We start from the raw sequence: 16,496 nt of genomic DNA, 5'->3' as shown, positions 1-16,496 counted from the left end.
ATGTGATTGTGAGATATCTAAGTGCATATATTGAAGGAGACAGAGGCCATGTCATTGATTTTACGAAAATCGCAGACAAGCGCTCACGAGTATAAGTGGACTTCTGACTGGGACAGTATCTACTCAAAGATATGGCATGAGCGAGCAGACCAGCAGTATGAATACGATTGTGAGCATGGTATTGGCGCATTTCAACGCAAAGAAAAAGAAGGACTACAAAAGGCACACAAGTTCTTCGCTGATTTTGAAAAGAAGTATATGGGAGAGTACTAATAATGGTTAACAAAGTAACATTAACAGGATTTTTAGCAAGTGATGCAGAAAAAATGTTTGAAGATGGTTGCTGGTATTATACCCGTATGGCAGTTGGATGTGATGACGTTTGGTGGGATTGAATGTATAGGAGGACTAGCAATGAAAAAAGAAAAAATTTTAATTGATACAGATTACCCTGAATTATCAGGTGTATTTATGCAGCTACAAGCAATATCTAATATTGCAAATGATAGGGATTTAACTTTAAGTGAATTGTCATTTAATAAAACTTCCAATAAAAATTCAGAAGAGTTAAATATCAACATTGGTTTTAAAAGGATTAAGCAATGACACACGTTAAAAAACTATATCGAAAAAACAAAAACGGCAAGTACGTGTTTTTAGGACACGTACCGGACAACTATCCGCTTGATGAAAACGAGAAATTCGAAGATGCAGAGGTAACCACAAATGAAAATAAAAGGGAATAAGACACTTGTCTTCAATGATGTTCTAAATGGCGAAACTTGTGAACAGCCTTTAAAAAAGTTGCGTGGTGCGACCATATACGTACGAGCACACATAGTGTTTTACATGCTAGTTTTTGTGGATAGAGGATATGAGGTCAGCAAAGAAGACTATGACTGGTGCGTGGACTACTTAAACAGAAAGGCGGATAAAAATGATTAACAGAGTGGTGCTAACTGGTCGCTTGACACGTGACCCTGAATTGAAAACAACACAGAGTGGTCTGTCAGTATCAACGTTTACGCTTGCTGTTAATCGGCAATATACCAACTCTCAGGGTGAACGAGGAGCTGACTTTATCAGTTGTGTCATTTGGCGCAAAGCTGCAGAGAATTTTTGCAACTTTACATCGAAAGGCTCACTTGTTGGCATTGATGGCCGAATTCAAACTAGATCATACGATGGCCAAAACGGGCAAAAGGTTTATGTGACTGAAGTTGTTGTTGATAACTTTTCATTACTTGAGTCGAAAAAGGATAGGCAGAATAACGCAAATACGGGTAATAACGGCACTTCTTATAACAGCAGTAATAATTCCACTAGCAACAATAGCAACGCCCCACAAGACCCATTTAGCGGTTCGGGTGACACGATTGATATTAGTGACGATGACTTGCCTTTTTAAGGAGATAAAATAATGGTTAAGACAAAAATACCGTGGGACCAACTTCATTATCTTGAAGATAAATATAACAATGATTTAGCTGAAGTTGAAAAGAGCGGCAATGCAGATGATATTCGTAAGCTTAATGAAATAGTCTTGATTTTAAATCCTAGTAGTAAAAGCGAAGACAGTATCGCACGTCATATTGAGATAGGTTACAGCGTTAGAGAAGTTGAAGACGAACTAGGAGTTAGCTGGAAAAAGGTTAAAACAGTTGTCAAAGAACGTTGCTTAGAAATTAAACCTAAATTTAGCTACATGCTAGTTGATCCGTACGGCTGTCGGTTCTTTTTAGGAGGATTATCTAATTTAAAACCATTTGGCAAAGTACGCGAGAATTTTAAAGCTGATCAAAGAGAATTTAGTAAGCGAGGCTTTAGATTATATCGTTTTGATAATCACTGGTTTGATTTGAATCAGGGAGATAATTATATGGTCAAAGGGAACAACGAAACAATTTTCGTTAAGTAAAAATGTAAAGAGGTCTTAAAGCAGCCTTTAAGGTGCAGGAAAGGAAGATTAATGTTTAAACGGAGCATTGTTTGAAGTTTATAGTGCCAGGAGAACCTAAGGGAAAAGCAAGACCAAGATTTTCTAGACGAGGTGGTCACGTAATTACCTACACTCCAGATGATACTCACGGTTATGAAAATCAAGTCCGGTATAGTGCATTGATTGCTAGGCAACAGGCACAAATAAAAAAGCCAATATCGTGTGATATGGCATTAATGATTAAAGCTTATTTTGAAGTGCCCAAGTCGTATTCCAAGAAGCGTAAGAAAGAATGCTTGAGTGGTCAAGAAAGACCTAGTAAGAAGCCAGATAGTGACAATGTTGCTAAAGCTATCTTAGATGGATTAAATCCTAAAATGAAGCTTAATCATGCCTTGCATAAGGCAGAATGTGTACACGAAGGGCTATACAGAGACGACAAACAGGTAGTGGAGTTGCGTGTTGAGAAGTGGTACTCAGATGAGCCACGAGTTGAAATTATAGCGACTTGGCAAGATAGCAGATAAAATGGAAGGATTGAGTTTGTGGAAAACACTGATTTAGGGCTTGATATTAATCAAAAAGAAACAGCTAATCGAGTACGCATATTTTTTAAATATACATTCCCGAATTATTTAATTAAGGCTGGTTTTCATCGCACTGATCTTAGCAGTCCACAGCTCGATTTAACTGGAGTTGCCTCCCGTAGTGGTAATGGCGTTGAGAATAAGATGATGAAAATTTTAGACATGCAAAACAGATGCAAGGCTATTTATCAAGCAATAGATCACTGCTCAGATAGTCCAAGCCAGCCATTTAAGACGATTTTAAAAGCACTATATATAGATGAACTTAAAGACTGGCAAGTTGCTAACAAAGTCAAATATAGTGACTCTCGCTATAGCGATTTGAAACGATATGCCTTATGCCAATTTGCCGATTCAATTGAAACTTGGAAGATTAAATATGATGTAGATATACCTGAATTAAATATTTACGAATATAAAAAAGCTTAAGTAGTCATAAAAAGTTACTTAAGCTTTTTTATTTATCAAATAATTGACTATGTGAGCCTGTATCGACTAAATAAAGTATTAGTTCATTATCTTTGATTTGATAAGTTAATAACCAATCCGGTTCGATATGCAACTCGCGAACTCCTTGCCATTTGCCTTTAAGTTCGTGGTCATGGTACTGGGGACTAATATTGTTTGTAATGATAGCTTCTACAGCAACAAATAGTTTGTTAATATCTTTCCCCTGTTTGACAGCTTGCTTGGCAGATTTTTTGAATTTACGTGATTGCTTAATCTTGTACATACTCACGCAAATCTTCTTCCCAATCTTTAACAGAATCAAATGATTCAATATTACCTGATTTGATTTCATCCAAAGCTTGGTCTAATTCGCTAGTCACACGTGGCTGAAAGGGTAATTCGCGATCATCAACGGAACGCTTTAAGAACATTGTAATTGCTGAGCTTAAAGTTAAGCCCATATCTTTAAAAACTAAATCCGCTTCATTTTTTAGATCGGTATCAATTTTAACATTCAAGTTAGTTTTTTTACTCGTTTTAATTGACATTAACATTTCCCTCTTTCTTTTATTCTAGGGATATTATATCCTTATTTCATTCTTTAATAAAGTATTATAAATAAAAATGGATAAATATTTGGCATGATTTTTTAAAAATCGGGTCAAAATCGGGTCGGAATCGGAGATGAATCGTAATTAATAGGTGTTATATTGGTATTGTCGAAAGATTAGGGTAATTCCTAATAGCTATTAGGACCGTCCGAAACGACGTTAAACTAATGTTGTGGTCTTTAAAAATTATTTTTACTCATATTTTAAAAATCTTTCTTGTGAGTTGCGGTAATGGTTGTAAGCAGGTTCGAATCCTGTTGCCGCAATAGCCATAATTTTATAATTTTTTATAAATATGCTATATTAATTATAGATTTAATATACGGATGGTGTTTTTTATGAGAAATTTTATTAGAATAATAAAAGCATATTGGTTCGTGTTATTTTTAATAATTTCTTGGTCAATATCACTATTAAAAGGAATAAAAAATAATGTAGTGGTTTCATTAGGTACAATTATTATTACGTTTATTACAATTATAGTTACTATATATCATGATAATAATAGTGCATTATCTAGTAAAAAAACTGAGTATTTAGAAAAAATTATTTATAGTTCAAATAAATATAAGCATTTAGTTGACAGCTATTTAAATCAAGAAATTGATAATAAATATTTATTGGGAGAAAACAAAATAGACTTACTAGCTTCTTTAGGTTCAAACATTAAACTTTTAGACATGTTAAAAAATATAACTAGAAGTGATTATAGGGATGCGAAGAAGAATCTTGATAGCCTTAAAGATGATTATAAGAGTCTGTCTAAACTATTAAATAGTTTAAATGATTTTACTTATTCAGAATGTAGTTGTATTTTTGAAAATATTGAAAAATTGTTGGATAAGATAATAAAAAATTGTCAAGAGCAAATAGAAAAAAGTCCTGAAGGGATTTACTAATATTTTATAGAGCACTCTCACGAGTGCTTTTTTATGCGCAAAATTTAGGGGTTGTGAAATGATGTTACTGAATTAAAAGGTAAACATAAAAATTAGCAAAAATTATAAATTGAAAAATGAAAAGTATTTTTACTAAAATATTTAAAAAAATATTATTCTCCTATTTACGTTATACACATTTTTGTGTATAATAATAACAGCAAAGAAGGGGGTAAAAGAAAATGCCAATGAAACCCAGAGAAATCGTGAAATTGCTTAAAAGTAACGGTTTTAAAGAAAAGTCACAAAGAGGTTCACATTTGAAGCTATACAATCCCAATACTAACGTGACTGTATTCGTTCCAATACATGCAAAGGAACTTAAAAAAGGGTTGGAACAAGCAATTTTTAGAGAAGCAGGGCTGAAATAAGCCCTTGTTTCTCATACCCCATAGGAGGTTGTAAAAATGGAAAAAGTTTTAGTGTATCCAGTAATTTTGCATTCGGAGGAAAAAGGCTATACTGTCGAAATTCCTGATATTGAAGGTGGCTGGACTCAAGGCGAAAACATGAAAGAAGCACTGATGATGGCTGCAGATCTAATCGGATTGGCCCTTGAAGATAAAACAGAGTACCCGTTGGCGTCTGATTTGGATGCTATTAAAACTGGTAAAGATGACATTAAGACAATTGTCAGTGTTGATATGGATGAATATCGGCGTAAAAACCCTAAAACAATCAGAAAAAACGTTTCTGTACCTGAGTACCTTGTTAAATTGGGAAAAGAGCAGCACGTTAACTTTTCTGCTCTTCTAACGGAGGCTTTAAAAGCCAAATTGGAAGTTTAAATCGAAGTGTTTCATAGTCGAGTTAATAGCTCGACTTTTTTAATACCTAAAAATCAGGAGGTGGTGAAATGATGTGACTGATGCAGAAAGACGGATAGCTGCAGAGCATGACTATATGCTTGGCATGAAGTATAAGGATATTGCCGAAAAGTATGGCGTGTCAATCAACACGGTCAAATCATGGCGCAAAAGAAATGGTTGGACCCGAAAGGGTGCGCAAAAAGGGGTGCACCCAAAACCAAAAAGGGTGCACCCTAATTCACCATCTGAACAAGCAATTTCGGACTTAAATGACAGTGAGTTATCGGACAAGCAAAAGGAGTTTGTCTTAGAGTATCTAAGGATTTATAACGCAACGCAGGCATACATCAATGTCTATGATGCTGACTATAAGGTTGCAACAGTCAATGGTCCCAGGTTGCTAGGAAATGCTAGGATTCAAAAAGAAATCAAGTGCATCCGTGAGGCCCGACTAAAAGAACTGGCGATTGAACCGTTTGACCTGATTAAGGACGTTGTCAAGGAGGCCAAGGCTGACATTGGCGACTACATGGAATTCGGCAGTTGGCCCGAAGAAATAAAAGATAGAGAAACAGAAGAAACTGTGACTGATGCTGACGGCAACCACGTTGTTATCCACCACAGTTTTTTATATTTCAAGGACAAATCAAAGGTTGACACTTCCGTTATTAAGAAGATAACCAAGGGCAAAGATGGTGCAACCATTGAGCTGTTTGACAAGACCAAGGCTCGTGACAAGCTGCTGGAGTGGCTTAAAGACGAAGCAACTGATAAGGACACAACGGTGAACATTAATTTTGATATTCCAAAGGAGAATAACGATGCAGGTAAGTCTTAAAGATAATATCTCGCCGGCTTTCTGTAAGCTTTTTTGGGATATTCATAACAAAAAACATGCCAATTATTGGCTCAAAGGAGGACGTGGTAGTACCAAGTCCTCTTTTATTTCGCTCATGATTGTGCTGGGAATTATGCAAGACAAGGACGCTAATGCGATTGTTTTGCGTAAGGTGGCTAACACTCTACGTGATTCGGTTTTTGAACAATATTTGTGGGCGATTGACTTACTCCATGTTGATGACTACTGGCAGTCATCAGTAAGCCCGATGCAGTTGACATATAAACCAACTGGTCAGCAAGTTAGATTTAAGGGTGCAGACGACCCACGTAAGATAAAGTCGCAAACGTTTAGGCAAGGTTACACCAAGTTTAAACATTTTGAAGAGGTCACAGAGTTTAAGGGCATGGAAGAAATCCGTTCAATCAACCAGTCGTTAGGGCGTGGTGGTTCCGGTATTATTACTTTCTATTCATACAACCCACCAGCAAGACAATCTAACTGGGTTAATCAAGCAGTCGATAGTGAACAAATGCGTGACGATACACTAGTGAACCTGTCAGATTATCGTTCAGTTCCTAAAAGTTGGCTTGGAGTTGAGTTCCTGGCAGATGCAGAACAGCTGAAAAAGGATAACGAGAAAGCATATCGTCATGAATATCTGGGTGAGGTAACTGGTACTGGGGCGGAAGTGTTCAACAACATTACAACTAGGCCAATTACTGATGATGAAATTGCTAGGTTTGATAAGGTTTACTACGGCTTGGACTTTGGTTTTGCGAAAGATCCAACAGCATTTGTAAAGATTTATTGGGATTCAGCAAGAAGGCGTATTTTTATCTTTGATGAGTTCGAAAGAGTTGGCTTAAAGGTGCGTGACGCTGTTGCAATGATTAAAGAGCGCAATGTGCGCAATGAACCAGTGACAGCTGATTCTGCATCCCCTGACATGATTGCGGAATACCAAGACCAAGGCTTAAACATCTATGGTGCTATCAAAGGAGGAGGTTCAAGAGATCACGGCTACAAGTGGTTAGAGGATTTGCGTGAAATTATCATTGACCCCAGCCGTTGTCCCGATGCCTGGCGTGAATTTACTAGCTATGAATTTGAGATAGATTTAAACGGAAATTACAAGTCAGGCTATCCAGATGGCAACGACCACACTATGGACGCTACCCGATATGCTCTTGAAAGTTTAATCAGGAAAGGAGGTTTTATTAAATGGAATTAGAAGCAATGAAAAAATTGCTACAAAACACGCAAACAAGACGGGTTAATTTCAATGCTAAATATGCTAAATCTAAAAATTATTATCTTAATGAGAATGATATAACTATCAAAAACAATGGTGAATCTAAAACTAAAGATGACGATGCTGCCAAAAAGGAAAAGAATCCGTTAAGACCAGTTGATAACCGTGTGAGTTCTAACTTTCACCAGTTGTTGGTTGATCAAGAAGCAGGTTATTTGGCTACTAAGCCCCCCACTATTGATGTGGGTGAAGATAAAATCAATGACCAAATCAGAGATGTTTTAGGCGACAACTTTGCTTTAAGACTAAATGAATTGGTTGTTGATGCAGCTAATGCCGGTATAGCATGGCTACATTATTGGCTTGATGAAAATAGCCAGTTTAGATATGCGATTGTACCACCAGACCAAGTAACACCAATTTATTCGACCGATTTAAATCGTAAGTTGGTTGCCTTGAGGCGTTCATATAAAGAACTTGAACCAGAAACCGCTAAAACTTACTGGGTACATGAATATTGGGATGATGAAACAGTCACGGTTTTTAAATCACGTGACGAGCAATTTAACAATTTAGAGCCAATTAATGATCGCTTTACGATTTATGATGCGTCAACTGATGATGCCGCAGGTACTTCAAGTGTTAATCATCATGGTATGGGACGGATACCGTTTATTGCGTTTCCTAAGAACAAGGAACAGCAATCGGATTTGTTCCATTACAAGGGCTTAATTGACGTTTACGACAAAATCTATAACGGTTACGTTAATGATTTAGATGATATTCAACAAATATTTTTAATTTTAAAGAATTATGGCGGTCAAGGTCTGGACGAATTCAGAAAAGATCTCCAACGATATAAGGCCATTAGAGTTAGAAGTATGGGTAGTGGCGATGACTCAGGTGTTGATCAATTAGCCATTAATATCCCTACTGAAGCTCGTAACTCAATGCTAGAAACAACTAAGACTAACATTTTTGTTCATGCTCAAGGAATCGACCCAACTGATTTTAAAACTAATAATGCAACTGGGACTGCAATTAAGATGCTGTATTCTCACCTTGAACTAAAAGCAGCCAAAACCGAAGCTTACTTCAGAGATGCATTAACCGAGTTAGTTAGAGCTATCCTGCATTGGCTAAATGTTTCAGATGCGGATAGTAGACGGATTAATCAGACCTGGACCAGAACAGCTATCCAAAACGATGTTGAACGAGCTCAAGTGGTTAGTCAATTAGCTAACTGGACAAGTAAAGAAGCAATTGCTAAAGCTAATCCGATTGTCGAAGATTGGCAGGAAGAGTTAAAAGATCAACAGCAAGACTTAAAAGATAGAAATGACCAGTTTGGTAATCCTAATAGCCTAAACGGTGATGATGACGATGAGCAAGAAGACAGCAAGAAGTCGTAATTACTGGCAAAAGAGATTTTTACAGGAAAAGAACAATCAGTTAAGTAATGCGGCTGAATATGAGTCAGCAATGCGAGCACGTCTAAAAGAAGTCGAAAAGGTGTTAGAACATGAAGTTGACTATTGGCTTAAACGCTATGCCAACAATCAAGAGATTAGCCACGAAGATGCACGCAAGATATTGAGTACAATTGGCACTCGTGATTGGCACATGACACTTAAGGAGTTTGAACGTAAAGCTAAAGAAGGCGGCTTTGACAAAGAACTAGATGCCGAATATTTCAAAAGCCAATTATCAAGACTTAAGAACATAGACGAGCAGTTAACCAACCTATTAAGCCAATATGCGACATCTGAGAGTGACAAATTAGAACAAAGTCTATCTAACCAATTTCAACAAACATACATGCACAGCATCTACTTAACGCAATTAGAGCAGGCTAAATTATCTAGTAACTTTGCTAACGTTAATGAATATCAAGTCAAAGCAATAGTCAACAAGCCCTGGCGTGGTAGCAACTTCTCTAAACGAATCTGGAAAAACTATACTGAGGTCTTGCCTAATGAATTAGGTGATGCCTTATTAAGGGGCTCCGTTTTAGGACATTCTCATCAACAAGTATTCAAAATGATGCGCCAGCGATTGAGAGACGTTGAAGACTATCAATTGCACCGTTTGGTCATTACCGAAATGGGACATATTGCCGAAGAGGCGACAGCTGATGCATATAAAGAAGAGGGAGTTGAAAAGTACCAATATTTGGCAACTCTAGAGTCACATACATGCGAAGAATGTGCACATCTTGATGGTGAGATTTTCGACCTGAAAGATAGAAAAGACGGAATTAATTATCCGTTAATTCATCCTTATTGTAGGTGTACGACAGTTCCTTATATTGAAGGCTTACCAGATGACCGAGTAAGGTGGTCAAGAGATCCAGAAACTGGCAAAGGTACTTATGTTGATAATATGACTTTTGACCAATGGAAAAAAGCAATTGAGTATCAAAGGCAAAATGAGTCGTTACCGAATACTACTGCTAGATATATTCCAAAATCTGGAAAATATAACTGGAACGAACTCAACGCTGAGCAGTATAATAAACATGTAAAGGGAACGCCCGAATTTGATAACTATGCTAAAGGTCGTAAACGGCCAGTAAGCGAATTAATTATCTCACCCGCTGAAACTCAAGCGTTGATTGAGAAATATGGCAAGAAACGAGAAAGTAATAGTAAGAATCAAATTCTATTTAAACATAAATCATATATTGGTTTGTGGTCTGATATAAATGGTAATTTATATCCAACTAAAAAAGGGCGTATTTCTTATCGTAAAAGGAAGGGTGCACACATTACACCTGTTAAACCAGATTATTTGAAATAGGAGGTTGATACTATGGATCCACATAAAATGTCATTAGTTGAGATTTTAGACAATTTTAGAGCTAGAAAAGTAACTTTTACATTGAAAGACGGTACAAAACGAACAATTTTTGTTAATGAAATTGAAGATGAATCTGATGATCAACCAGAGCTACTGTTTATGGCGGATGAGCCTAAAGATGATGTCTGGATTTCGGATGTAGTTAGTGCGGTACCAGCATAGGTAGAGTGATGAGTAACAACGATTATTTTACAATTGCTTACAAAATATTGAGTTATCTAAAATATTGCTATGAAAATGGTCAAGATGCAGACCCTAATATATTGAAAGCTGATACTTTCGATATATCTCAGCAACAATTCGTTCGCACGCTACAGATGCTAAGTGATGATGGATACATTAAAGGACTTACGTTCTCACCAGTGTTAGATGGCGGCACATTGTTAGGAAATAGAAGAAGTACAGTTATAACAAGTGATGGATTGCAGTATCTTGCAGAAAACTCAATGATGCAGAAAGCATATAGAATTTTTAAAGAAGTCAGAGATTGGCTTCCATTGATTAAATGATATTTAAAGCAGCCAAATTAGCTGCTTTTTATTTTGCCCCAAGCATGGCGTAAAAAGGCTTATTTTTTATACCTTAATTTGTGGTCGCTCCACGTAAAAATATTGCGAGAGAGGAAATAAAATGGCAAATAGAATTTCAAGAGAAAAGTTAATAAAAATTGGTTTAAGTAATGAACAAATGGAAAAGATTGTTGCACTTCATGGTGCAGATATTGAAGAGTTGAAAGCCAAGTCCGATGAATTAATTAATTCAAAAACTGAGGAATTGAAAAAAGCTAATGAGTCCTTGCAGTCTCAGATTGCAGAAAGAGACAAAGATTTGAAATCTCTCAAAAAGCAGGCAGGTGATAACGAAGAACTCGGTAATCAGTTAAAGGAACTTCAGGGCAAATACAAGCATGACACAGAAAATCTATCAAAAGAATTGCAGCAAACTAAGCTCAATAGCGCGGTAGACAGTGAATTAGGTAAAGCCAAGGTTCGTAATACTAAGGCTGCTAAAGCTCTGCTCAACATGGACGAAGTAAAACTCAATGACAAAGGAGAAGTAGAAGGCTTAGACAATCAAATTAGTTCATTGCAAAAATCTGATAGTTACCTATTTGATCAAGGTCAGAAAGAACCTTATCAACCACAAGGTGGAGGAGCTAAGACTGACCCTGATTTGGTAGCAACTATGGCTAATATATTTAAAGGAGAAGATAAATAATGCCAGCAACAATTAATTATGCAGAAGCATATCAACAAGCAATTCAACAAGGATTTTATGATGGTCATCTTTATACAGCACCACTCTGGAATTCACCATCAAATTCAATGATTACGTTTGATGGCGCCAAACATATCAAGTTACCAAGATTAACCATTTTAGAAGGCCGTAAAAATCGAGCAAGACGTACTATTACTGACATTACGCCAAATTACAGCAATGAATGGGATACTTATGAGCTCAAAAATGAAAGATATTGGAGCACATTAGTTGACCCATCAGACGTAGATGAATCTAATTATGTTATTTCAATGGCCAATATTACTCGTCAATTTAACTTAGATGAAAAAATGCCTGAAATGGACAAGTACATGTTCAGCAAGCTGTTTTTAGAAAAACAAACTAAAGATGGTGGCAAAGGAATTACTAATAATACGCTTGATGAAAAGAACATTTTAACCGCATTTGACAATATGATGGTTGATTTTGATGAAGCACGTATACCAAACCAAAATAGATACTTATATGTCACACCAAAGATTAACGCAATTTTGAAGCGTGCCGAGGCACTGAATCGCGGCTTAACATTAAAAGACCCTAACAGCATTCGACGGACAGTTTACAGCTTAGATGATGTAACGATTGTGGTTATCCCATCCGATTTAATGCAGACCGCATATGACTTTACTGTTGGTGCCAAAACCATTGACTCAGCTAAACAAATTGAAATGATGTTGATTTACAATGGTGTTCAAATTGCCCCAGAAAAGTATAGTTTTGCAGGTTTTGACCAACCAAGTGCAGCTTCAAGCGGTAACTATCTCTACTATGAGCAGTCATACAACGATGTTTTACTGCTAAATACTAAGACAGCAGGTATTCAATTCGTGATTGCTGATAAGCCAGCGCAAGGTGTTAGTGGTCAATCACCAGAAGATGGTACTAAAACTGCCAAAAGTGGGAAGTAAAAATGAACGATGAAAGAAAACAAAAAATTAAGGATAAGGTCACCCAATTACTTGGTGACAAGGCTAATGCTGATATTGTGGACTTTAGCATTGACAGAGTAATTCAGTCAGTGGTCAACTATACTAACATTCCGATGGAGGAACTACCACCTGAAATTGACACTACAATCACAGCAATGTGTGTGCAATTAATTCAGACGCACAATTGGATCAGTGGCAATAGTGACGCAGTTAATTCAATTAGTGAAGGCGATGTATCGGTTAATTTTGCTTCACCGGCAGAGATATATGCAAAGGTGCAAGAAATTAATCCAATTACAGATGATTTCTTTGTAGATTTGAACCATTTTAGGAGACTGCAATGGTAATTGATGCATTTAACAAGTTAAAGGACATTGCTCCTAAGCTATGGACTGATAAGGTGACCATAAAAACCACCAAGAAAGTGGTTAATGAACATCATATAACCACAAGCGAGCCTGTGACGATTGTTTCCGATGAGCCAGCTAAGGTTATCCTCAAAGGATTAAAAAGTGGTGAACAGTCGTTTTTTGGCACAGATGAGTATGATGCGACTTTGTTAATCAGAACTGGGTTATACATTCCAGCAGGAGCAACAATTGAAGTGACTGATATCAATGGCAAGGTTACCAAGTACAAACGTTCAAGTAAGGGATATTCAGGCTATGTTAGCCATCAAGAAGTAGCGATGACAAGAGATGAGAAAGCATGAGCGCATTTGGAAGTTTTGACGATGAAGAATTTCAAGAATTTGCTAAACATGTTAATGCCGTAGTTTCTGGTGAAGAGTTAAAAAATGAAGTCAAAAAGAGTGTAAAAAATGTTGGGGAGACTTATAAGCGTAATGCTCAAGCAAACACACCAGTTAAAACTGGCGATCTAAGACGCAGTTGGCAACTCAAGGGACCATTCTTTTCGGGTTCAGACATAACAGTCGAATTGCGTAATAGTAAAAATTATGCTTCATTTGTGGAAAATGGCCACCGGCAAAAAGTAGGGCAATATGTGCCAGCTATTGGCAAGCGACTAAAAGCTAGTTGGGTACCAGGTCAGCATTTTTTGCAAAGAGCAACGGACCAAACAAGTAGTCAAATGCCAGAGCTATTAACACCGGTTGTTTGGGATATGATGAGGAGGTTGATGGATGATTGACAATAATCGAACGTGTTGCTGACGAGATTGCACGGATATTCCCGAATGCAGTAATCTATACCGAAAATCAAGCAGATGGTTTTAATGAGCCATCTTTTTTTATCGAAAAAATTGGGACATCTGCAAGTAGTGAATTGTTTGATCGGCAAATGCGCAAGCAAAGCTATCAAGTTATCTACTTTCCGGATCCTACAAGCCCTAAAACTGACATGGAGCGCGTAGAGGACTACCTGCTCAGTGGTCTGTTGGAGTTAAAGGACTATGCGCCCTTGCGGCACAAAGAGATGACCCAGCAGGAAGACAACACTTTGGTTTACCAGTTCGAAGTATGGGGCCGTTTTTACCCCGAAAAAGACGAAATTAAATTACAAAATGAAGAAGTGAAAGGAAGTTTCAAATGACAGTTTGGAAAACACAAAATAAGCGCCGGCCAGGTGCCTATATCAATGTGATTGGTAAGGGTAACGGGCGACTCAACACCGAGATTGGTCGGACACTATTGCCGATCAATACGCAGCTTGATTGGGGCGCTAAAGGAATTATTAAAGTAGACAGCGACTCAAACTTTGAGGCTAAGCTGGGTCACGATATTAATGACCCAGAGCTACAAACATTGCACGAGGTACTGAAAGGTGCCAATACAGTGCTGCTTTTAAACAATAATGACGGACAAGCAGCAACTAATGCCGACCCAGCCCTGCCGTGGACCTTTACCGCCCAGTATCCAGGCACCAAGGGCAATGAATTGCATGTCAGCGTTAAGAAGGAAGACGACAAGGTAACAGTTGCAACCCTGTTTGGCACCAAGATGGTGGACGAGCAGATTATCAGCGTGACTAAGCCAGGCAACCTGTTTGATAACGAATATATCAAGGTCAAACTTAATGGCGAATTGGCACCGCAACCCTCTGGCCAGGACGACAATGGCAAGGGTAAGCAGCCTAATGTGCCTGGTTCAAAGCTGGAGCAGCTGCAGAGTGACATTACCGTCAACCTAACGGGCGGCACCACTGCGCCAAGCCCAATGGCTGACCTCTTTGGAGATGCCCTAGAGAACGAGGATTACGATGTGGCCACTACAGCTGGCTTTGACCTAGACGACCCAATTCATCAGATTTTGATTAATCAAATCAAGCACCTGCGTGAAGATATTGGTGTCAAGGTGCGCGGAGTTATTCCTGCAATCAAAGACAAGGTCAACTACGAGGGTATCTCAACGGTGGCTAACGGTGTAGTCCTAGGTGATGGCACAGAATTGCCAGCAACAGTCGCAGCGGGCTTCTTTGCTGGTATGTCAAGTTCAGCCGACGCGGCCAAGTCACTGACCTACGTGGAGTACCCGGATGCAATCAGTGCATATCCCAAGTTTAGCAATGACAAGACGATTGAAGCACTGGAGAAGGGGCAGATTGTCTTTACAACTAAGCGCAATGAGACAGTGCTGATTGAACAGGATATCAACTCACTAACTAAGATCACTGAGGAAAAGCCCGTCTTCTTCAGTAAGAACCGGGTTGTACGGACGATGGACACCATTGTTACTAACACGGAGGAGACTTTCAACACCATGTTCATCGGCAAGGTTACCAACAACGCTACCGGCCGAGATTTGTTTAAGGCTAACCGGGTGAGTTACCTGCAAGGATTGATGGATGCAAACGTAATTGACAACTTTAAATCTGATGATATCACGGTGGAACCAGGCAATGACCGAGACTCAATTGTGGTAAATCTAGCTGTGACGCCGCTGGACTCGATGGAGAAGCTCTACATGACAATGGTTGTGCAATAGAATAGGAGGAATTTAAATGGCAGACGAAACAGTAAGTACGGTAGGCAGTTTTCTAAATGGTCGAGATACGATTTCAACCAAAGATGCGAAAGTATATGTCACGATTAACGGCAATGTCATTCCATTGATTGAATGTAATGAATTTTCAGCAAAACTCGAAAAAAATAAAGAAGATGTTCAAACCTTAGGCAGTCGTTGGAAGCACAAGAAGGTCACTTCAGTTGAAGGTACTGGTTCAATTGGGGGCTATTTAATTAGTTCCAATTGGACAAAATACGCTTTGCCATACGTACAAGGCGGAAAGGATCTATATTTTGAGATTACTTTTACGATTAACGACCCAACTAGCCAGGCTGGTACTCAGACAATCCACTTAGGAGAAGTTAACCTTAACGATATTCCATTGGCGGACTTTAAAGCTGATGATGGAGTTATGCAATGGAAGACAGACTTTACTTTTGAACAGATTAACTTGGTAACACCGTTCACTGGGTTTGATTTATAAGGAGAAATAATAAATGACTATCAAAAAAGAATATAACGTTAACGATTTTTTAGCTGAAAACGTAAAGCAAGAGCGTCTGACAAAAGAAATCAAAATTACAGGCTATAAGGAGCCATTTGTAATTCAGAGCATTACTTCTGAAGAATTTGATCAATTACAAAAGCAAGCGACTTCTAGAATGATTAGCAAGAAGACTTATCAAGAAGTTGAAAAGTCAGACAGTAACAAGTTTACTGACTTATTAATCGAAAAGTCTGTTGTAGTGCCTAATCTACATGACGAGAAACTACAAAAAAGCTGGGGCTGTATTGCGGAACCAGCTAAGATGTTACGAAAAATGATTGCTAAGGCGGGAGAATACGGCGACTTATTAGAAGCCATTTCGGAAATTTCTGGCTTTGATGCGGATAAATTAAGTAATTTTGTGGAAATAGCAAAAAACTAATTGAGTCCAATCGGGACTTCAACTATTGCTATTACTGCATTAACGAATATCATTGGACACCTAGTCAATATGGCAATTTAACACTAAGAGAAAAAGCAATGGTACAGGC

Annotated in this window: 28 protein-coding genes; 26 read left to right on the top strand and 2 right to left on the bottom strand. The window is 37.9% G+C overall.

The window, feature by feature from the left end:
- The first annotated feature begins 21 nt into the window (after positions 1-21).
- The 8 genes from F5ESL0228_RS04845 (at position 22) to F5ESL0228_RS04815 (ending at position 2,955) form a co-directional block, all read left to right on the top strand.
- On the top strand, positions 22-273 hold the full coding sequence (locus F5ESL0228_RS04845) for a hypothetical protein (protein WP_158592490.1): 252 nt from the start codon (positions 22-24) through the stop codon (positions 271-273).
- 2 nt (positions 274-275) lie between these two features.
- On the top strand, positions 276-395 hold the full coding sequence (locus tag F5ESL0228_RS08485; protein ID WP_147441425.1) for a single-stranded DNA-binding protein: 120 nt from the start codon (positions 276-278) through the stop codon (positions 393-395).
- Positions 396-414: 19 nt separating this feature from the next.
- Positions 415-606, top strand: coding sequence for a hypothetical protein (locus F5ESL0228_RS04840; protein ID WP_122023036.1), 192 nt, complete (start codon positions 415-417; stop codon positions 604-606).
- Positions 603-746 (top strand): hypothetical protein, encoded by a 144-nt coding sequence (locus F5ESL0228_RS08310; protein WP_158592489.1) that lies wholly within the window; start codon positions 603-605, stop codon positions 744-746. The genes F5ESL0228_RS04840 and F5ESL0228_RS08310 overlap by 4 nt, the downstream gene beginning before the upstream one ends.
- 191 nt (positions 747-937) lie before the next feature.
- The gene (gene ssb, locus F5ESL0228_RS04830; RefSeq protein ID WP_122023034.1) at positions 938-1,408 is read left to right on the top strand and encodes a single-stranded DNA-binding protein; all 471 of its coding nucleotides are present in this window, start codon (positions 938-940) and stop codon (positions 1,406-1,408) included.
- A 12-nt stretch (positions 1,409-1,420) separates the two neighbouring features.
- Positions 1,421-1,918: a hypothetical protein gene (locus F5ESL0228_RS04825; RefSeq protein ID WP_122023033.1), complete on the top strand. Its 498-nt coding sequence runs from the start codon at positions 1,421-1,423 to the stop codon at positions 1,916-1,918.
- Positions 1,919-1,989: 71 nt separating this feature from the next.
- The gene (locus tag F5ESL0228_RS04820; RefSeq protein ID WP_122023032.1) at positions 1,990-2,466 is read left to right on the top strand and encodes a RusA family crossover junction endodeoxyribonuclease; all 477 of its coding nucleotides are present in this window, start codon (positions 1,990-1,992) and stop codon (positions 2,464-2,466) included.
- A gap of 18 nt (positions 2,467-2,484) precedes the next feature.
- Positions 2,485-2,955: an ArpU family phage packaging/lysis transcriptional regulator gene (locus F5ESL0228_RS04815; RefSeq protein ID WP_158592488.1), complete on the top strand. Its 471-nt coding sequence runs from the start codon at positions 2,485-2,487 to the stop codon at positions 2,953-2,955.
- A 28-nt stretch (positions 2,956-2,983) separates the two neighbouring features.
- Here F5ESL0228_RS04815 and F5ESL0228_RS04810 read toward each other — a convergent pair whose 3' ends face one another.
- Positions 2,984-3,259, bottom strand: coding sequence for a type II toxin-antitoxin system YafQ family toxin (locus tag F5ESL0228_RS04810; RefSeq protein ID WP_122023030.1), 276 nt, complete (start codon positions 3,257-3,259; stop codon positions 2,984-2,986).
- A complete protein-coding gene (locus F5ESL0228_RS04805) occupies positions 3,246-3,524 on the bottom strand; it encodes a type II toxin-antitoxin system RelB/DinJ family antitoxin (RefSeq protein WP_158592487.1) in 279 nt (92 codons plus the stop codon). Before F5ESL0228_RS04805 ends, F5ESL0228_RS04810 begins: the two co-directional genes overlap by 14 nt.
- 401 nt (positions 3,525-3,925) lie before the next feature.
- Between F5ESL0228_RS04805 and F5ESL0228_RS04800 the strand changes: the two genes are divergently transcribed.
- From F5ESL0228_RS04800 to F5ESL0228_RS04715, 18 genes are all read left to right on the top strand, one after another.
- The gene (locus F5ESL0228_RS04800; protein ID WP_122023028.1) at positions 3,926-4,486 is read left to right on the top strand and encodes a hypothetical protein; all 561 of its coding nucleotides are present in this window, start codon (positions 3,926-3,928) and stop codon (positions 4,484-4,486) included.
- A 221-nt stretch (positions 4,487-4,707) separates the two neighbouring features.
- On the top strand, positions 4,708-4,896 hold the full coding sequence (locus tag F5ESL0228_RS04795; RefSeq protein WP_122023027.1) for a type II toxin-antitoxin system HicA family toxin: 189 nt from the start codon (positions 4,708-4,710) through the stop codon (positions 4,894-4,896).
- A 36-nt stretch (positions 4,897-4,932) separates the two neighbouring features.
- Positions 4,933-5,313 (top strand): type II toxin-antitoxin system HicB family antitoxin, encoded by a 381-nt coding sequence (locus F5ESL0228_RS04790; protein ID WP_122023026.1) that lies wholly within the window; start codon positions 4,933-4,935, stop codon positions 5,311-5,313.
- A gap of 73 nt (positions 5,314-5,386) precedes the next feature.
- Positions 5,387-6,172: a terminase small subunit gene (locus F5ESL0228_RS04785; RefSeq protein WP_233553547.1), complete on the top strand. Its 786-nt coding sequence runs from the start codon at positions 5,387-5,389 to the stop codon at positions 6,170-6,172.
- Entirely contained in the window at positions 6,156-7,406 is a 1,251-nt protein-coding gene (locus F5ESL0228_RS04780) for a PBSX family phage terminase large subunit (RefSeq protein WP_122023025.1), read from the top strand. The genes F5ESL0228_RS04785 and F5ESL0228_RS04780 overlap by 17 nt, the downstream gene beginning before the upstream one ends.
- Positions 7,397-8,839 (top strand): phage portal protein, encoded by a 1,443-nt coding sequence (locus tag F5ESL0228_RS04775; protein ID WP_122023024.1) that lies wholly within the window; start codon positions 7,397-7,399, stop codon positions 8,837-8,839. The genes F5ESL0228_RS04780 and F5ESL0228_RS04775 overlap by 10 nt, the downstream gene beginning before the upstream one ends.
- Complete coding sequence (locus F5ESL0228_RS04770) at positions 8,811-10,226, top strand: minor capsid protein (RefSeq protein ID WP_158592486.1); 1,416 nt, start codon at positions 8,811-8,813, stop codon at positions 10,224-10,226. The genes F5ESL0228_RS04775 and F5ESL0228_RS04770 overlap by 29 nt, the downstream gene beginning before the upstream one ends.
- 12 nt (positions 10,227-10,238) lie before the next feature.
- Positions 10,239-10,448: a hypothetical protein gene (locus F5ESL0228_RS04765; protein WP_122023022.1), complete on the top strand. Its 210-nt coding sequence runs from the start codon at positions 10,239-10,241 to the stop codon at positions 10,446-10,448.
- A gap of 8 nt (positions 10,449-10,456) precedes the next feature.
- Entirely contained in the window at positions 10,457-10,795 is a 339-nt protein-coding gene (locus F5ESL0228_RS04760; RefSeq protein ID WP_122023021.1) for a YjcQ family protein, read from the top strand.
- Positions 10,796-10,916: 121 nt separating this feature from the next.
- Positions 10,917-11,504, top strand: coding sequence for a phage scaffolding protein (locus F5ESL0228_RS04755; RefSeq protein ID WP_233553545.1), 588 nt, complete (start codon positions 10,917-10,919; stop codon positions 11,502-11,504).
- Positions 11,504-12,472 (top strand): capsid protein, encoded by a 969-nt coding sequence (locus tag F5ESL0228_RS04750; RefSeq protein ID WP_199713320.1) that lies wholly within the window; start codon positions 11,504-11,506, stop codon positions 12,470-12,472. Before F5ESL0228_RS04755 ends, F5ESL0228_RS04750 begins: the two co-directional genes overlap by 1 nt.
- A gap of 2 nt (positions 12,473-12,474) precedes the next feature.
- A complete protein-coding gene (locus tag F5ESL0228_RS04745; RefSeq protein WP_122023020.1) occupies positions 12,475-12,840 on the top strand; it encodes a hypothetical protein in 366 nt (121 codons plus the stop codon).
- Complete coding sequence (locus tag F5ESL0228_RS04740; RefSeq protein ID WP_118898254.1) at positions 12,840-13,205, top strand: hypothetical protein; 366 nt, start codon at positions 12,840-12,842, stop codon at positions 13,203-13,205. The genes F5ESL0228_RS04745 and F5ESL0228_RS04740 overlap by 1 nt, the downstream gene beginning before the upstream one ends.
- Positions 13,202-13,645, top strand: coding sequence for an HK97-gp10 family putative phage morphogenesis protein (locus F5ESL0228_RS04735; RefSeq protein WP_122023019.1), 444 nt, complete (start codon positions 13,202-13,204; stop codon positions 13,643-13,645). Before F5ESL0228_RS04740 ends, F5ESL0228_RS04735 begins: the two co-directional genes overlap by 4 nt.
- Positions 13,642-14,046: a DUF6838 family protein gene (locus F5ESL0228_RS04730; RefSeq protein WP_122023018.1), complete on the top strand. Its 405-nt coding sequence runs from the start codon at positions 13,642-13,644 to the stop codon at positions 14,044-14,046. Before F5ESL0228_RS04735 ends, F5ESL0228_RS04730 begins: the two co-directional genes overlap by 4 nt.
- Positions 14,043-15,437 (top strand): phage tail sheath family protein, encoded by a 1,395-nt coding sequence (locus tag F5ESL0228_RS04725; protein ID WP_122023017.1) that lies wholly within the window; start codon positions 14,043-14,045, stop codon positions 15,435-15,437. Before F5ESL0228_RS04730 ends, F5ESL0228_RS04725 begins: the two co-directional genes overlap by 4 nt.
- Positions 15,438-15,453: 16 nt before the next feature.
- A complete protein-coding gene (locus F5ESL0228_RS04720) occupies positions 15,454-15,942 on the top strand; it encodes a phage tail tube protein (RefSeq protein WP_118896691.1) in 489 nt (162 codons plus the stop codon).
- Positions 15,943-15,955: 13 nt separating this feature from the next.
- On the top strand, positions 15,956-16,387 hold the full coding sequence (locus tag F5ESL0228_RS04715) for a hypothetical protein (RefSeq protein WP_122023016.1): 432 nt from the start codon (positions 15,956-15,958) through the stop codon (positions 16,385-16,387).
- Positions 16,388-16,496 lie beyond the last annotated feature (109 nt).

The sequence above is a fragment of the Lactobacillus sp. ESL0228 genome (genome assembly GCF_003692825.1).
In the GTDB taxonomy this organism is placed as follows: domain Bacteria; phylum Bacillota; class Bacilli; order Lactobacillales; family Lactobacillaceae; genus Lactobacillus.
This window is presented reverse-complemented; position numbering and strand designations above follow the sequence as displayed.

Excerpts from the sequence above, each read along its gene's own strand:
- F5ESL0228_RS08485 (WP_147441425.1), top strand. The coding sequence starts at position 276 with ATGGTTAACAAAGTAACATTAACAGGATTTTTAGCAAGTGATGCAGAA.
- F5ESL0228_RS04840 (WP_122023036.1), top strand. The coding sequence starts at position 415 with ATGAAAAAAGAAAAAATTTTAATTGATACAGATTACCCTGAATTATCA.
- F5ESL0228_RS08310 (WP_158592489.1), top strand. The coding sequence starts at position 603 with ATGACACACGTTAAAAAACTATATCGAAAAAACAAAAACGGCAAGTAC.
- ssb (WP_122023034.1), top strand. The coding sequence starts at position 938 with ATGATTAACAGAGTGGTGCTAACTGGTCGCTTGACACGTGACCCTGAA.
- F5ESL0228_RS04825 (WP_122023033.1), top strand. The coding sequence starts at position 1,421 with ATGGTTAAGACAAAAATACCGTGGGACCAACTTCATTATCTTGAAGAT.
- F5ESL0228_RS04810 (WP_122023030.1), bottom strand. The coding sequence starts at position 3,259 with ATGTACAAGATTAAGCAATCACGTAAATTCAAAAAATCTGCCAAGCAA.
- F5ESL0228_RS04805 (WP_158592487.1), bottom strand. The coding sequence starts at position 3,524 with ATGTCAATTAAAACGAGTAAAAAAACTAACTTGAATGTTAAAATTGAT.
- F5ESL0228_RS04800 (WP_122023028.1), top strand. The coding sequence starts at position 3,926 with ATGAGAAATTTTATTAGAATAATAAAAGCATATTGGTTCGTGTTATTT.
- F5ESL0228_RS04795 (WP_122023027.1), top strand. The coding sequence starts at position 4,708 with ATGCCAATGAAACCCAGAGAAATCGTGAAATTGCTTAAAAGTAACGGT.
- F5ESL0228_RS04790 (WP_122023026.1), top strand. The coding sequence starts at position 4,933 with ATGGAAAAAGTTTTAGTGTATCCAGTAATTTTGCATTCGGAGGAAAAA.
- F5ESL0228_RS04780 (WP_122023025.1), top strand. The coding sequence starts at position 6,156 with ATGCAGGTAAGTCTTAAAGATAATATCTCGCCGGCTTTCTGTAAGCTT.
- F5ESL0228_RS04775 (WP_122023024.1), top strand. The coding sequence starts at position 7,397 with ATGGAATTAGAAGCAATGAAAAAATTGCTACAAAACACGCAAACAAGA.
- F5ESL0228_RS04770 (WP_158592486.1), top strand. The coding sequence starts at position 8,811 with ATGAGCAAGAAGACAGCAAGAAGTCGTAATTACTGGCAAAAGAGATTT.
- F5ESL0228_RS04765 (WP_122023022.1), top strand. The coding sequence starts at position 10,239 with ATGGATCCACATAAAATGTCATTAGTTGAGATTTTAGACAATTTTAGA.
- F5ESL0228_RS04760 (WP_122023021.1), top strand. The coding sequence starts at position 10,457 with ATGAGTAACAACGATTATTTTACAATTGCTTACAAAATATTGAGTTAT.
- F5ESL0228_RS04755 (WP_233553545.1), top strand. The coding sequence starts at position 10,917 with ATGGCAAATAGAATTTCAAGAGAAAAGTTAATAAAAATTGGTTTAAGT.
- F5ESL0228_RS04750 (WP_199713320.1), top strand. The coding sequence starts at position 11,504 with ATGCCAGCAACAATTAATTATGCAGAAGCATATCAACAAGCAATTCAA.
- F5ESL0228_RS04745 (WP_122023020.1), top strand. The coding sequence starts at position 12,475 with ATGAACGATGAAAGAAAACAAAAAATTAAGGATAAGGTCACCCAATTA.
- F5ESL0228_RS04735 (WP_122023019.1), top strand. The coding sequence starts at position 13,202 with ATGAGCGCATTTGGAAGTTTTGACGATGAAGAATTTCAAGAATTTGCT.
- F5ESL0228_RS04725 (WP_122023017.1), top strand. The coding sequence starts at position 14,043 with ATGACAGTTTGGAAAACACAAAATAAGCGCCGGCCAGGTGCCTATATC.
- F5ESL0228_RS04720 (WP_118896691.1), top strand. The coding sequence starts at position 15,454 with ATGGCAGACGAAACAGTAAGTACGGTAGGCAGTTTTCTAAATGGTCGA.
- F5ESL0228_RS04715 (WP_122023016.1), top strand. The coding sequence starts at position 15,956 with ATGACTATCAAAAAAGAATATAACGTTAACGATTTTTTAGCTGAAAAC.